Genomic DNA, 13,745 nt, shown 5'->3' with positions numbered 1-13,745 from the left:
TCCAACCGGCCCCCCGACGCCCTGGTGAACAGACAAAAAAATAGGGCCCGGTGAGGTCACCGGGCCCAGTGGGGAGGTATTCTGAAGTCGGATCAGCGCTGGCTTTGGGCCATGTCCACGGTCGCCGTGACACGGTCATTGATCGGCTTCAGCGCCGTCTTGAAGGTGTCGGCAACCAGCTCGGACGTCTTGTTCAGCTCGGCCAGGTACTGGTCCATCGCCGTCTTGGCGAAACCGGCCTGGATCTCGTAAATGTCCTGGACCGACTTGGCCGAGGCAATGGCCTTCCCGGCGTTCACGCCGTCTTCCATCAGCGTCTTGGCGTAGGCGACGGAATTGGCGTTCACCGTTTCCATGCCCTTGGCGGCCAGGGTCGCGCTCTCGATGACGGCGTCGACATTCTGCTTCTGGAAGTTGGACACTTCGGTGACCGACTTCAGGGTTTTCTCGAAACCGTCCTTCAGCGCGTCATTGCTGGCGGCGGTCATGTTCTCGATGGTGTCATTCATGGTCTTGTTTCCGGTTTTGGCTGCGGCCGGGGCTGGCTTGGCAGCGGATTTCTTCTTGCCGGCCGTTTTCGAACGGCTGGCCTTGGCTTTCTTCGCGGTCGCGGTGCGGGTCTTCGCACTCGCCTGACCATCCGCCTTGGTCTTGGCCACGCTCGCAGACTTGGCCGGTGTCACGGTCTTTGCCGCAGCGGTCGGCTTGGCGCTCTTGGCGGACGTTTCGGCGTCGCCGGTCGGGATCGCATCAACTGACTGTTTCGTTTCGGTGCTCATGGCATCCACATTTGTTGCGCCTGCTTTTCGCAGGTGCAGCATAAGTAGGGATTGCCTGCCCCGCCGTCAAGAGAAAATTTGTGCGCCGCACAATTTTTAGGATAAATGATCAATCGTCCTTAACGAGCTGGAAACGCCTGCCCCTGCAGGGTATCGCGCATGTCACAGCTTGTCCGTTCCTGCCTCGCCCTGATCGCGTTGACGCTCTCGAGCGCGCTGGTCTCCTCACCCGCCGCCGCGAATGAGCGCTACGCCGCCTTTGTCGTCGACCAGAATACCGGCCTCGTGCTGCACTCGCGACGCTCCGAGGATGAACGCTATCCCGCCTCACTGACCAAGATGATGACGCTATACATGCTGTTCGAGGCCATCGAGGCGGGTGAAACCAGCCTCAGCGATGACATCACCATCTCCCGAACTGCAGCCAATGCGGTCCCCTCGCGCCTCGGCATTGCGCCCGGGGGGACAATCAGCGTGGAGAACGCCATTCGGGCCCTCGTGGTCAAGAGCGCCAATGATGTCGCGGTCGCCGTCGGCGAACACCTCGCCGGCACCGAGAGCGCCTTCGCAGAGGCCATGACTGCCCGCGCCGCCGAACTCGGCATGGTCAATACGGTGTTCCGCAATGCCTCCGGCCTGCCCGACAGCGAACAGCACACCACGGCGCGCGACATGGCCCGTCTCGGCATTTCGCTGCATCGGGACTTTCCCCAGTACTTTTCCTACTTCCAGGAAGAGCGCTTTCGCTGGAATGGTCGCACCTACCGCAATCACAATTCGCTGGTCGGCCGGGTCGAGGGCGTTGACGGCCTGAAGACCGGCTATATCCGCGCGTCCGGCTTCAATGTCGTGGTCTCCGCCACCCGCGGCGATCACCGCCTGGTCACTGTGGTCATGGGCGGCCCCTCCTCCTCTGCCCGCGACGCCCATGCCGAGGAATTGCTGGAAGCCGCCTTTGCCACGCTCGAACAGCGTGAGGACACCCGCCTGTTTGCCGCCCTGTCCTCGCCGCGCATCAACCCGGTGCGCCAGCAAGCCCTGATCGCCCAGGACATCGCCGCCTTGGATCTGGCAGATCCGACCGAAATGGGTTCGTCGCAGGAAGCCCCGCCTGTGCGCATCGTGCTGACCGATACCGACAACATGCCGCGCCGCAGCCTGCCGACCGCCGCCGTGGAAACCGCGACCCTCGACCGCCTGCCGCCCGCCGAACCCCGTGCGCGTGTGGCCACGGAATCCGCACCGGAACCGGCTGCTGCCCCGCGCCTCCTGCGCGGCGCCTGGGCCATCCAGGTCGGCGCTTATAACAGTGCCGAGGCCGCTCATGACCGTCTCGCCCTGATCGCCGCCAATGCCCTCGCCCCCCGCGAGGCCCAGCCGGCAGCCCGCGCTGTCGAGCTCGGCGGCTCGCGCCTGTGGCGAGCCCGGTTCGAGGCCCTCACCGAGGCCGAGGCGGTCGCCGCCTGCCGGACCCTGCTCGGTCGCAACGAGGCCTGCTTCACCGTCGCTCCGGACGCCTGACACACCCCTCCCACAGCTTCTGCCTGCGCCGGGTACTGGAAACCGCCGCTCGGTTGACACAGTCTTGTCGCTCGAACACTTTCGCGCGCCATGGCCGAAGCATGGCCGTCCTGTCCGCCTGTCTGGAAACCCGCCCCGATGAATGTTGTTGTCGTAGAATCCCCGGCCAAGGCCAAAACCATCAACAAGTATCTCGGATCGGACTTCACCGTCCTGGCGAGTTTCGGTCATGTCCGCGACCTGCCGGCCAAGGACGGCTCGGTCAAGCCGGACGAGGATTTCGCCATGGCCTGGGAGGTCGACACGGCCTCGGCCAAGCGCGTCAAGGCGATCGCCGACGCGGTGCGCGATGCCGACCGCCTGATCCTGGCCACTGACCCGGATCGCGAGGGCGAGGCAATTTCCTGGCACTTGCTCGAGGCGCTCCAGAAGCGCCGCGTGCTCAAGGACGTCACCATCGAGCGCGTGGCCTTCAACGCCATCACCAAGCAGGCCGTCCAGGAAGCGATGAAGCACCCGCGCGCCGTCGACATGGAGCTGGTCAACGCCTATCTGGCACGCCGCGCGCTCGACTATCTGGTCGGTTTCACCCTGTCGCCGGTGCTGTGGCGCAAACTGCCCGGCTCGCGCTCGGCCGGTCGCGTCCAGTCCGTCGCCCTGCGCCTGATCTGCGATCGCGAACTGGACATCGAGAAGTTTCGTTCCGAGGAGTACTGGACGGTCGATGCCGATCTCAAGGTCGGCTCTGACGCGTTCCGTGCCAAGCTGGTCTCGCTGGACGGCAAGAAACTGCAGAAGCTGTCGATCAAGGACCGCGCCTCGGCCAACGCCGCGGTGGCCGCCATCGAGAGCGCGTCACTGACGATTTCCGGCGTCGAGGCCAAGCCGGCCCGCCGCAACCCGCCGCCGCCCTTCACCACCTCGACCCTGCAGCAGGAAGCCGCACGCAAGCTCGGCTTCTCCGCCACCCGCACGATGCAGACGGCGCAGAAGCTCTATGAGGGCGTCACCATCGGCGGCGAGACCACCGGTCTCATCACCTACATGCGTACCGACGGTGTCTCCATGGTGCCGGAGGCGATCAACCAGGCCCGTGATGTCATCGGCAAGGAACATGGCCAGCTCTACGTGCCGTCCGCACCGCGCGTGTATTCCAGCAAAGCCAAGAACGCCCAGGAGGCCCACGAGGCGATCCGCCCGACCAGTTTCTCGCGGCTGCCGCAGAACATGTCGCTGGATGACGACATGGCGCGCCTCTACCAGCTGATCTGGCGCCGCGCCATGGCCAGCCAGATGGAAAGCGCCCGCTTCGAACGCACCACCATCGACATCACCAGCGGCGACAACAAGACCGGTCTGCGGGCCGTCGGCTCGGTGCTGCTGTTCGACGGTTTCCTGGCCCTCTACCAGGAAGGCCGCGACGACGAGGAAGATGAAGGCGAAAGCCGCCTGCCCAAGGTCACCCAGGGTGCCTCGGCCGAAGCGGTCAAGACCTATCCTGATCAGCACTTCACCCAGCCGCCGCCGCGTTTCACCGAAGCCTCGCTGGTCAAGCGCATGGAAGAGCTCGGCATCGGTCGCCCGTCGACCTATGCCTCGACGCTGCAGGTATTGCGCGACCGTGATTACGTGCAGATGGAGAAGAACCGCTTCCATCCGCTCGACAAGGGCCGCGTCGTCATCGCCTTCCTTGAGAATTTCTTCGCCCGCTACGTCGAGTACGACTTCACCGCCAGCCTGGAGACCCAGCTGGACAAGGTGTCAGCCGGCGAGCTCGACTGGAAGCAGCTTCTGCGCGATTTCTGGACCGATTTCCGCGCCGCCGTCGACGACATCGGCGAGCTGCGTATCACCCACGTGCTTGACGCCCTGAACGAGGCCCTCGCGCCGCACATCTTCCCGGAGAAGGAGGATGGCAGCGACCCGCGCCAGTGTCCGTCATGCAAGGAAGGCACGCTGTCGCTGCGACTCGGCAAGTTCGGTGCCTTCCTGGGCTGCTCCAATCACCCCGACTGCAAGTTCACCCGCCAGATGAGCCCGACGGAAGCCGGCGATGTGCCGGAAGACCGGGTCATCGTCACCCATCCCGATACGGGCAAGGATGTGGAACTTAAAAACGGTCGTTTCGGCTGGTACCTGCAGATGCAGATCGACGGCGAGGACAAGCCCAAGCGCGCCTCCATCCCGAAAGGCTGGGACGCCGCCACGCTGACGCCGGAACAGGCGATCAAGCTGATCGACCTGCCGCGCACCATTGGCGACCACCCGGAAGACGGCCAGCCGATCACAGCCGCCATCGGCCGCTACGGTCCCTATGTCCACCACGACAAGACCTACGCCAATCTCCAGTCGGTCGACGAGGTGTTCGAGATCGGCCTCAACCGCGCCATCTCGGTGATCGCCGACAAGAAGGCCAATGGCGGGCGCCGGGGCAGTTCCGCGTCGGCCCTCAAGGATCTCGGCGAGCATGACGGCAAGCCGGTGCGCATCATGTCCGGCCGCTATGGTCCCTACGTGAAGTACGAGAAGATCAACGCGACCCTGCCCAAGGATACCGACCCGGAGAGCGTGACCCTGGAACAGGCCATGGAATGGGTCGAGGCCAAGGCCGCCAAGGGTGGCAAGAAGAAGCCCGCAGCCAAGAAGAAGGCCGCCCCGAAGAAAAAGGCTGCGGCCAAGAAGCCAGCCGCCAAGAAGCCGGCAGCCAAGAAGGCGCCGGCCAAGAAGAAGGCTCCGGCCAAGAAGACATCTGCGGCGGCCGAAGACAGCGGAGAGAGCTGACGCCATGGCCGCACCCGCCGACGCCCCGACGGAACTGACTCGCGAGACCGTTCTCGAGGCCATCCGCCTCGGCGAAGGCGAGTTTTCCAAGCGCGAACTGGCGCGGGCCCTGAAACTGAAGGGCACCGACGCCAAGCGCGACCTGAACCGCATTCTTCGCGATCTCGAGGATGCCGGCGCGATCGAACGCGACAACCGCAAGTGCTACCGCCTCGGAGGCGCCCTGCCCTCCGTCCTCGTGGTTCAGATCAGCGACCGCGACACCGACGGCGAATTGCTCGCCGAACCGGTCAAGCCGAGCAAGTGCAAGCCGCTCATCCGCCTTGCCCCAGGTGAAGGCGCCGGAGGGCGCGGCACCCCCGCCCTGGGGGTCGGAGACCGGGCCTTGGTGCGCTTGTCACCGGACGAGGAAGGTGGCTTCGAGGCGCGTCTGATCAAGAAGCTCGGCCAGAGTGCCCACAAGATCCTGTGCGTCCTGCGCAAGCCCAAGTCCGGCCCCTTCCGCCTGCTGCCGGTGGATCGCCGCTCGCGCCACGAAATGGTCCCGGCCAAGGGGGAGGCAGACAAGGCCAATGATGGCGACCTTGTTTTGTGCCAGCTCAGCCGCGAGCGCCGGCACGGCCTCAAGGTGGCCGAGATCATCGAGGTTATTGGCGATGGGGACAGTCCCGGCGCCGGCAGCCTGATCGCCCTGTACGCACATGGAGTTCCGACCGGTTTTTCTGTCGCCGAACAGGACCAGGCCGATCACGCGACGCCGGCCAGCAAGGACGGGCGCGAAGACCTCACCGGCCTGCCCCTGATCACCATCGACCCGGACGACGCCAGGGACCATGACGATGCCGTCTGGGCCGAACCGGACAACGATCCCAAGAACAAGGGCGGCTGGACCGTCATCGTCGCCATCGCCGACGTCGCCGCCTATGTCACACCCGACAGCCCGCTCGACCGCGGCGCCTTCAAGCGCGGCAATTCGGTCTACCTGCCTGACCGTGTCGTGCCGATGCTGCCGGAACGCCTGTCCAATGATCTGTGCTCCCTGCGCGAGGGTGAGGAACGCCCCTGCATGGCCGCACGCATGGTGTTCGATGCCGAGGGCAACAAGCGCAGCCACCGCTTCATCCGCGGCTGGATGAAATCCGCCGCCAAACTGTCCTATACCGAAGCCCAGGCCGCCATTGACGGCACCGGCAATGACAAGGCCAACGCACTTCTCGACCCGGTCCTGCGCCCGCTCTGGGGCGCCTACGCCGCAGTCCGCAAGGCCCGCGCCCGCCGCGAACCGCTGGAAATCGACAGCCCGGAGCGCAAGGTCACAGTCAATCAACTGGGCGAGGTCACAGGCGTGGAGACCCGCGAACGCTTCGATGCCCATAAGCTGATCGAAGAATTCATGATCCAGGCCAATGTGTGCGCCGCCGAGACGCTGGAGCAGAAGAACACGCCGCTGATCTACCGCGTCCACGAACCGCCATCTCTGGAGAAGATCGACTCGCTGGCCGATTTTCTGCCCTCGGTGGGCTTGAAATGGTCCAAGGGGGAGCCGGCCCGGACCGGCCGCTTCAATCGTTTGCTTAAGCAGGCGAAGGGCTCCGAGCACTACGAGACGGTCAATGAAGTGGTCCTGCGCAGCCAGTCCCAGGCCGTCTACGATACGGACAATGAGGGCCATTTCGGGCTCAATCTCGACCGCTATGGTCATTTCACCTCGCCGATCCGTCGCTATGCCGACCTGACCGTGCACCGCGCGCTGATCCGGGCCCTCGGCCTGGGTGATGACGGCCAGACCGACGAGGAACGCAGCAAGCTCCAGGTTATCGCCGAGGAAATCACTGCCGCCGAGCGCCGCGCCATGGCCGCCGAGCGCGACGCGGTCGACCGTTTCATCGCCCGCTTCCTCGCCGACAAGGTGGGCCAGGAATTCGACGGCCGCATCACCGGCGTTACCCGCTTCGGCGCCTTCGTGCGCCTGGAAGCCACCGGCGCCGACGGCCTGGTGCCGATCAGCCGTCTGGGCAATGAGCGCTTCGAGCACGACGAGAAGGCCCATGCCATCATCGGCCAGGACACCGGCAACCGCTATCGCCTCGGTATGGCCGTCAAGGTCCGTATCGAGGAAGCCCAGCCGGTCACCGGAGGCCTGCTGCTCGACATCCTGTCTCAGCCGGAGAAGGGCCCGAAGCCGAAAGGCCATCGCGGCAAGCGCGGCGGACCGCCTCCCGGCGTCCGGCGCGGCGCTCCGAAGGGCAAGGGCAAGCTGGGCAAGAAGAAAGGCAAGCGGCGGTGAGCGACGAACGCCATCGACCCAGACACCCCTATCTGCGACCACGCCTGGCCGCCTCCCTGATCCTGACGCGGCAGAGCCAAAGTGAAGTCGAGGTGCTGATGGGCCGCCGCTCGGCCCGCCACGTCTTCATGCCCAACAAGTATGTGTTCCCCGGCGGCCGGGTTGACCGGGCCGACAATACCGGTCCCTGCGCCGCCGAACTGCCCGGCGAGGTGCGCTCCATCATGGGCCGCGTCCTGCCCGAACGCCGGGCCCGCGCCGCGGCCCTGGCCGCCATCCGCGAAACCGCCGAGGAAACCGGCCTGCTGATCGCCCGGCCCGGCCAATGCCAGGCCCGCCATCCCAACTGGGCGCCTTTCCGCGCCGCCGGCGCCCTGCCCGATCCCGAGGCGCTGCGCCTGATCACCCGGGCCGTCACACCGCCCGGCCGCAGCCGCCGTTTCGACACCTGGTTCTTCACCGCCGGGGCCGAGGCCCTGCTCGACGACCGCGACCCGCAACCCAGCGACGAGCTGGAAGACGTGCAATGGGTGCCCTTGGCCGCGACACGCGAACTCGACCTGCCCATGGTCACGCATTTCGTGCTCGACGAATTGGCGCGCGTCCTGCCACCCGCCCCCAAAGCGCCGCGCTGGATGCGGGCCCGGCACGGCAAGATGATCGTGGAACCGCTGTAAGCGCTGCAAGATCGCCCGCGACGCGCCCCCTGACGCGCGCTATAGCAGCGCCATGACTGAGATCACCTCTCCGCGCCTGCCCGGCTCCGTCCAGGCCCTGATTGCCGCCATCAGCTGCGCGGCCGTGTGCGGCATCGTGTTCGGCCTGTCCATGCCGCTGATCTCGCTGCGCCTGGAAATGATGACCGGCTCTGGCCTCACGGTCGGTCTCAATGGCGCCGCAGCCGCCTTCTCCACCCTGGTCATGGCGCCGCTGGTTCCACGCCTGCTCAACCGCGTGCCGGCACGGCTGCTTCTGACCAGCTGCCTGGCCATCACGGCGGCCCTGTTCTGCCTGTTCCCCCTGTTCCCGGATGTCACCGCCTGGTTCATTCTGCGCTTTGCCTCGGGCTGCGCCATCACCGTGGTCTTCGTGGTCTCGGAAACCTGGATCAACCAGGTCGTGACGCCGCAACGCCGGGCCCTGATGCTCGGCGTTTACGGCACGGCCCTGTCCGGCGGCTTCGGCCTCGGCGGCTTGTTGTTCGCGGCCATGGGTGCGGAAAATGACGCCGCCTTTTACCTGGCCGGCCTGATCTTCCTCACTGGAACCTTGCCCATCCTGTTCCTGCGGGCCCGGCAGGCCGTCGCTCCCGACCGCGCAAGCTCCGGATTCGGTGCCATGCTGCGCGCCGCCCGCTCGGCCCCGGCGGCAATCCTCGCCGGCCTCGCCTTCGGAGCGCTGGAGACGCTGATCTTCTCGCTGATGCCGGTGTATGGCGACCGTATCGGCCTCGGACAGGGCATGATCGGCGGCCTCATAGTCGCCGTCGCGGCCGGCGCGCTGGTCTTCCAGATTCCGCTCGGCTGGGTCGCCGACCGCACCGATCGCCGGGCCACGCTGCTGTGGATCGCCGTGGTGGCCACCATCACCCCGGCCCTGACCGCGCTGGCCGGCTCCAATGCCCTGCTTCTCCTGCCTATCCTTTTCGTCCAGGCCGGCGTCGCCAGCGGCCTCTACACGGTCGGCCTGTCCCTCCTCGGCGAACGCTTCACCGGTGGCGGCATCGCAGCGGCCAATGCCGCCTTCATCTTCGTCTACGGCCTGGGCTCCTTCCTCGCCCCGCCGGTCGCCGGCGACGCCATGGACCGGCTCGGACCCTGGGGGCTGCTGCTGGTGCTGTCGGAAATCGCCGGGGCCTATGTGATGATTGTTGCGGCGAGGCAGTTCACCGCAGCCCGCCCCAGTTGACATGCCGCCCTTTGCCAGTATGTTCGCGCGCTCTCGCGTCGGCATGGGGCCCTCGCGCGCACACTGACCAGGACAATTGAGCCATGGCGAAGCCGACAACCATCAAGATCCGCCTGAACTCCACGGCCGATACCGGTTACTTCTACGTGACCAAGAAAAATGCGCGCACGATGACCGAAAAGCTCGTGCTCAAGAAGTACGACCCGATCGCGCGCAAGCACGTCGATTTCAAGGAAGCCAAGATCAAGTAAAGCCCGAAAGGGTCCGGGACGGTTGCGACCGCCCCGCTTGGACTTGAGCGCTAGACCATCAGATCAGGCCGCGGCGGATGTCGCGGCCTGAACTTGATTCCGGCCTGCGTCCTTGGCCTCGTAGAGCGCCATGTCGGCCCGCTTGACCAGCGCCTCCATGCTCTCGCCCTGGGCGGCCTGGGCGAGACCGATCGACACGGTGACGTCAATCTGGGTGCCATCGGCCAGCTCGAACGGCGTATTGCAGATCGCCGCCCGAATTCGGTCGGCGGCCAGGAAGGCGTGATTGACTCCGGCTCCCGGCATAACCACCAGGAATTCCTCGCCACCATAGCGGGCCGCCAGGTCGAGCGCCCGTACGGTCTTGTGCAGGCGCACCGAGAAATCGCGCAGGATCGCGTCACCGGCCTCGTGGCCATAGGTGTCATTGATGCGCTTGAAGTGATCGATATCGGCGATCAGCAAGGATACCGGCTTGCCACCGGTGCGATAACCCTCGAGCGCCTGGCGCAGGCGCGATGAGATGAACCGACGATTGTGCAGGCCGGTCAGCGGATCGGTGACGGCCATTTCCAGGCTGCGGTCGAGATGCGCGCGCAGCCGGTCGGCATATCGCTTCCGGCGCATCTGGGTGCGCGTGCGCGCCGCCAGTTCGCCGGCATCGACCGGGCGGTGGATGATGTCATTGGCTCCGAGATCGAGCGCCCTGACAGCATTTGGCACGTCGTCGGGGCTGGCGATCGCGAGGATCGGCAATTGACGCGTCTCCACGTCCGAGCGCACCCGGGCGCACAGGCGCAGCCCATCCAGATCCGGGTGGGTCAGATCGATGATCAGCAGATCAGCATCGTCGCGCGCCGCTTCCAGGGCGCGAGCCGGATCACACTCGGCAATCACCTGGTGCTGCCCGGGGAGGAAGTCTTGGTAACGCTTGAGGGCCCGCTCGTCCGGACTGATCAGCACGATGCGACCGGCATATTCGTCTTCCTGTGCCGCTTCCGGTGTCCCACCGGCCAGAGCAGCGTTCTCCTCGCGATAGCGCAGCTCGTCGAGCAGCGACTTGAGGCGCAACAGGCTGCGCAGCCGCGCGAACATGGTCACGTCGTGGATCGGCTTGGTGAGAAAATCATCGGCCCCGGCCTCGAGGCCGCGGATGCGGTCTTCGCGCTGATCGAGCGCGGTCACCATGATCACCGGTATGTGCCGGGTCGCCGGATCGGCTTTCAGGCGCGAGCAGACTTCGTAACCGTCAATGCCCGGCATCATCACGTCGAGCAGTATCAGGTCGGGTTGTTCGGATTTTGCGGTATCGATGGCAGCGTAGCCGTCGGCGGCCGTGACCACATCAAAATACTCGGCCTGGAGCCGCGCTTCCAGCAGGCGAACATTGGCCGGCTGATCGTCTACAACTAGAATTCGTGCACTCATCCGCGCCGCCTCAGTCCAGGAATTGTCGTACGGTCTCGATGAAGGTTGTCACGGTGATCGGCTTTGACAGATACGCCTCACACCCTCCCTCACGGATCCGCTCTTCATCCCCCTTCATGGCAAACGCCGTGACCGCGACCACCGGAATGGCCGCCAGTAGCTCATCGTCCTTGAGCCATTTCGTCACTTCCAGGCCGGACACTTCCGGCAACTGAATGTCCATGAGAATCAGGTCGGGCGTGTGCTCGCGCGCCATTTCCAGCGCCTTGAATCCGTCCTTGGTCTGCAAGGTCTCATAGCCATGAGCCTCAAGCAGATCGTTGAAGAGCTTCATATTGAGCTCGTTGTCTTCGACGATCAGGACCTTCTTGGGCATGACCTGCAGCATGTCAGCGACGCGCTTCCCGTTGATGTCACGCTTGAATTGCGTGTGTTGAACCCCATGCGCACTTAAGCCGATCTTCCTTAACCAACCATGAGTCAGCGGCCACTTTGCGGCCCTGAAAGAACAAGATAAGAACAAACCCCGAGCAAGACCAGAGCAACCTGACCCATGAACGCCCCGAAACTCCGTATCGGCATTGATCTTGGCGGCACCAAGACCGAGTACGCCGTCATGGATCCGGCCGGCGCCCTGCTGGTCCGCCAACGCCAAGCCACGCGACCGGACTATAATGAACAGCTCCGCGCCATGGTTGCAGGCCTGGCTGAACTGGAATCCCGCTTTGGTCCTGCCCGTGTCGGCATCGCCCATCCTGGCTCCATGAGCCCACATACTGGCTTGATCCGTAACGCCAATTCAACCTGGCTCAACGACCGCCCCCTGCAAGCCGACCTGCAGGCCGTGCTCAACCGCCCGATTCGCCTGGCCAATGATGCCGACTGCTTTGCCCTGTCAGAGGCTGCCGATGGCGCCGCCTCCGGGCACAGGTGCGTGTTCGGGGTGATTCTCGGCACCGGGGTCGGCGGCGGTATCGTCATCGACAGGGCCGTGCACACCGGACGTCAGGGCCTGGCCGGCGAATGGGGCCACACCCCCCTGCCCTGGATGCAGTCTGACGAATACCCCGGCCCGGCCTGCTGGTGTGGCCGCCGGGGCTGTATCGAGGCCTTTCTGTCGGGCCCCGCCCTGGCTGCCGACCACGCCGAGGCGACCGGCCCCTCGCGGGTCTGCAGCGTCGAATCGATGGTCGCGGCCGCGCGCGCAGGTAATGCCGGCGCCGCTGCCAGCCTCGAGCGCCATGCCGGGCGCCTGTCCCGCGCCCTCGCCGGCATCGTCGACATCCTCGACCCGGATATCATCGTCCTCGGCGGCGGCCTGTCCAACCTGCCCGGCCTGGCGCAACGCGTGGCGACAGGCTTGCGACCGCACGTGTTCAGCGACCAGGTCGACACACCGGTGGTCACCGCCCGCCACGGCGACAGTTCCGGGGTCCGGGGCGCCGCCTGGCTGTGGCCGGCAGAGGGGACGGAATGAACAGCGCCGCGCCCGGATATTGCCGCGCCTGCCTGGCTCCGGTCGCGCCCGGCCCGCGGACCTGCCCGGCCTGCGGCAGCCGCCGCCTGCTGCGCCATGACGAGCTCGAGACCCTGTCCATCGCCCATATCGATTGCGACGCCTTTTTCGCCGCCATCGAGAAGCGTGACAATCCGGAGCTGGAGGACAAGCCGGTGATCGTCGGCGGGCGCCAGCGCGGGGTGGTCTCGACCTGCTGCTACATCGCCCGCCTTTACGGTGTGCATTCCGCCATGCCCATGTACCAGGCCCTCAAGGCCTGTCCCGACGCGGTGGTGATCAAGCCGGAAGGCAGCAAGTATGCCCGCGAAGGACACCGCATTCGTGACATGATGCGCGACATCACGCCGCTCGTGGAACCGCTGTCCATCGACGAGGCCTTCCTCGACCTGACCGGCACCACGCGCCTGCACAACGCGCCGCCGGCGCTCACCCTGCTGCGCCTGCAGCGTCGCATCGCCGAGGAGGTTGGCATCACCGTCTCGGTCGGCCTGTCCTTCAACAAGTTCCTCGCCAAGACCGCCTCCGATCTCGACAAGCCGGACGGGTTCGCCGTCATCGGCAAGGCCGAGGCGCTCGACTTCCTCGGCCCCCGCCCGGTGCGCACGATCTATGGTGTCGGCCCGGCCCTGGCTGGCAAGCTGGAGCGCGACGGCCTGCGCACCCTGGCCGACATCCGCACCCGCGGCGACAAGGCCATGGCCGACCGCTATGGCGAAACCGGCTACCATCTCTCGCGCCTGTCGCGCGGCGAGGACCGGCGCCCCGTGAAACCGGAACGCGACCGCAAGAGCGTCTCGGCCGAAACCACGTTCGGGGCCGACCTCAACGAAGCCGCAGCGCTGGAGACGCGGCTCTGGCAGTTGTGCGTGAAAGTCGCTGACCAGATGAAGGCCAAGGAGATTGCCGGCCAGGTGGTGACGCTCAAGCTTAAGACCGCCGACTTCAAGTCGCGCACGCGCCGACGCACCCTCTCCGAACCCAGCCAGCTTGCCGACACCCTGTTCAAGACCGGCCGCGAACTCCTTGCGCGGGAACTCGACGGCACTCGGTTCCGGCTGATCGGTATCGGCTTTTCAGATCTCGGCCCGGCCCTTGGCGATGCCGGCGACCTGCTCGACCCGAATGCCATCCGCCACGCCGTGGCCGAGCGGGCCATGGACAAGGCGCGCGCCCGTTTCGGGGGCGAGGCGGTGATCAAGGGGCGCGCCCTGCGCCCGGAGAAGCGGCGCGACCGCAGCGACTGAAGGTGCCCACCGCGTGCGGTGCATTGC

The 13,745-nt window shown here is 65.9% G+C and carries 11 protein-coding genes; 8 read left to right on the top strand and 3 right to left on the bottom strand.

Going from position 1 to position 13,745, the window contains the following annotated elements:
- Window positions 1–92: 92 nt before the first annotated feature.
- Window positions 93–779 (bottom strand): phasin family protein, encoded by a 687-nt coding sequence (locus ACXYMR_RS07480; protein ID WP_458942193.1) that lies wholly within the window; start codon window positions 777–779, stop codon window positions 93–95.
- 159 nt (window positions 780–938) lie between these two features.
- Here ACXYMR_RS07480 and ACXYMR_RS07475 point away from each other — a divergent pair, with 159 nt between their 5' ends.
- From ACXYMR_RS07475 to rpmG, 6 genes are all read left to right on the top strand, one after another.
- Window positions 939–2,300: a D-alanyl-D-alanine carboxypeptidase family protein gene (locus ACXYMR_RS07475; RefSeq protein WP_458942192.1), complete on the top strand. Its 1,362-nt coding sequence runs from the start codon at window positions 939–941 to the stop codon at window positions 2,298–2,300.
- Between the two features lie 138 nt (window positions 2,301–2,438).
- Window positions 2,439–5,081 carry a type I DNA topoisomerase gene (gene topA, locus ACXYMR_RS07470; RefSeq protein WP_458942191.1) on the top strand — a complete coding sequence of 881 codons (2,643 nt, stop codon included), beginning with the start codon at window positions 2,439–2,441 and terminating at the stop codon, window positions 5,079–5,081.
- Window positions 5,082–5,085: 4 nt separating this feature from the next.
- Entirely contained in the window at window positions 5,086–7,368 is a 2,283-nt protein-coding gene (gene rnr, locus ACXYMR_RS07465) for a ribonuclease R (protein WP_458942190.1), read from the top strand.
- A complete protein-coding gene (locus tag ACXYMR_RS07460; RefSeq protein ID WP_458942189.1) occupies window positions 7,365–8,045 on the top strand; it encodes an NUDIX hydrolase in 681 nt (226 codons plus the stop codon). The genes rnr and ACXYMR_RS07460 overlap by 4 nt, the downstream gene beginning before the upstream one ends.
- 52 nt (window positions 8,046–8,097) lie before the next feature.
- The gene (locus ACXYMR_RS07455) at window positions 8,098–9,276 is read left to right on the top strand and encodes an MFS transporter (RefSeq protein ID WP_458942188.1); all 1,179 of its coding nucleotides are present in this window, start codon (window positions 8,098–8,100) and stop codon (window positions 9,274–9,276) included.
- Window positions 9,277–9,359: 83 nt separating this feature from the next.
- Window positions 9,360–9,527: a 50S ribosomal protein L33 gene (rpmG, locus tag ACXYMR_RS07450; protein WP_138510209.1), complete on the top strand. Its 168-nt coding sequence runs from the start codon at window positions 9,360–9,362 to the stop codon at window positions 9,525–9,527.
- A gap of 63 nt (window positions 9,528–9,590) precedes the next feature.
- On the opposite strand, the gene ACXYMR_RS07445 is transcribed toward rpmG, so the two are convergent.
- Window positions 9,591–10,955, bottom strand: coding sequence for a PleD family two-component system response regulator (locus tag ACXYMR_RS07445; RefSeq protein ID WP_458942187.1), 1,365 nt, complete (start codon window positions 10,953–10,955; stop codon window positions 9,591–9,593).
- 10 nt (window positions 10,956–10,965) lie between these two features.
- A complete protein-coding gene (locus ACXYMR_RS07440; protein WP_458942519.1) occupies window positions 10,966–11,331 on the bottom strand; it encodes a response regulator in 366 nt (121 codons plus the stop codon).
- A 177-nt stretch (window positions 11,332–11,508) separates the two neighbouring features.
- Here ACXYMR_RS07440 and ACXYMR_RS07435 point away from each other — a divergent pair, with 177 nt between their 5' ends.
- Together ACXYMR_RS07435 and ACXYMR_RS07430 are read left to right on the top strand one after the other, a co-directional pair.
- Entirely contained in the window at window positions 11,509–12,432 is a 924-nt protein-coding gene (locus ACXYMR_RS07435) for an ROK family protein (RefSeq protein ID WP_458942186.1), read from the top strand.
- Window positions 12,429–13,718 carry a DNA polymerase IV gene (locus ACXYMR_RS07430; protein ID WP_458942185.1) on the top strand — a complete coding sequence of 430 codons (1,290 nt, stop codon included), beginning with the start codon at window positions 12,429–12,431 and terminating at the stop codon, window positions 13,716–13,718. The genes ACXYMR_RS07435 and ACXYMR_RS07430 overlap by 4 nt, the downstream gene beginning before the upstream one ends.
- Window positions 13,719–13,745: the final 27 nt, after the last annotated feature.

It is taken from the genome of Maricaulis sp. CAU 1757 (assembly GCF_054482675.1).
Note: the sequence above shows the minus strand (reverse complement) of the source record. Positions and strands in the feature narration are given on the sequence as shown.

Coding starts and splice junctions, on each gene's coding strand:
- ACXYMR_RS07475 (WP_458942192.1), top strand. CDS start 939: ATGTCACAGCTTGTCCGTTCCTGCCTCGCCCTGATCGCGTTGACGCTC.
- ACXYMR_RS07455 (WP_458942188.1), top strand. CDS start 8,098: ATGACTGAGATCACCTCTCCGCGCCTGCCCGGCTCCGTCCAGGCCCTG.
- topA (WP_458942191.1), top strand. CDS start 2,439: ATGAATGTTGTTGTCGTAGAATCCCCGGCCAAGGCCAAAACCATCAAC.
- ACXYMR_RS07480 (WP_458942193.1), bottom strand. CDS start 779: ATGAGCACCGAAACGAAACAGTCAGTTGATGCGATCCCGACCGGCGAC.
- ACXYMR_RS07430 (WP_458942185.1), top strand. CDS start 12,429: ATGAACAGCGCCGCGCCCGGATATTGCCGCGCCTGCCTGGCTCCGGTC.
- rnr (WP_458942190.1), top strand. CDS start 5,086: ATGGCCGCACCCGCCGACGCCCCGACGGAACTGACTCGCGAGACCGTT.
- rpmG (WP_138510209.1), top strand. CDS start 9,360: ATGGCGAAGCCGACAACCATCAAGATCCGCCTGAACTCCACGGCCGAT.
- ACXYMR_RS07440 (WP_458942519.1), bottom strand. CDS start 11,331: ATGCCCAAGAAGGTCCTGATCGTCGAAGACAACGAGCTCAATATGAAG.
- ACXYMR_RS07435 (WP_458942186.1), top strand. CDS start 11,509: ATGAACGCCCCGAAACTCCGTATCGGCATTGATCTTGGCGGCACCAAG.
- ACXYMR_RS07445 (WP_458942187.1), bottom strand. CDS start 10,955: ATGAGTGCACGAATTCTAGTTGTAGACGATCAGCCGGCCAATGTTCGC.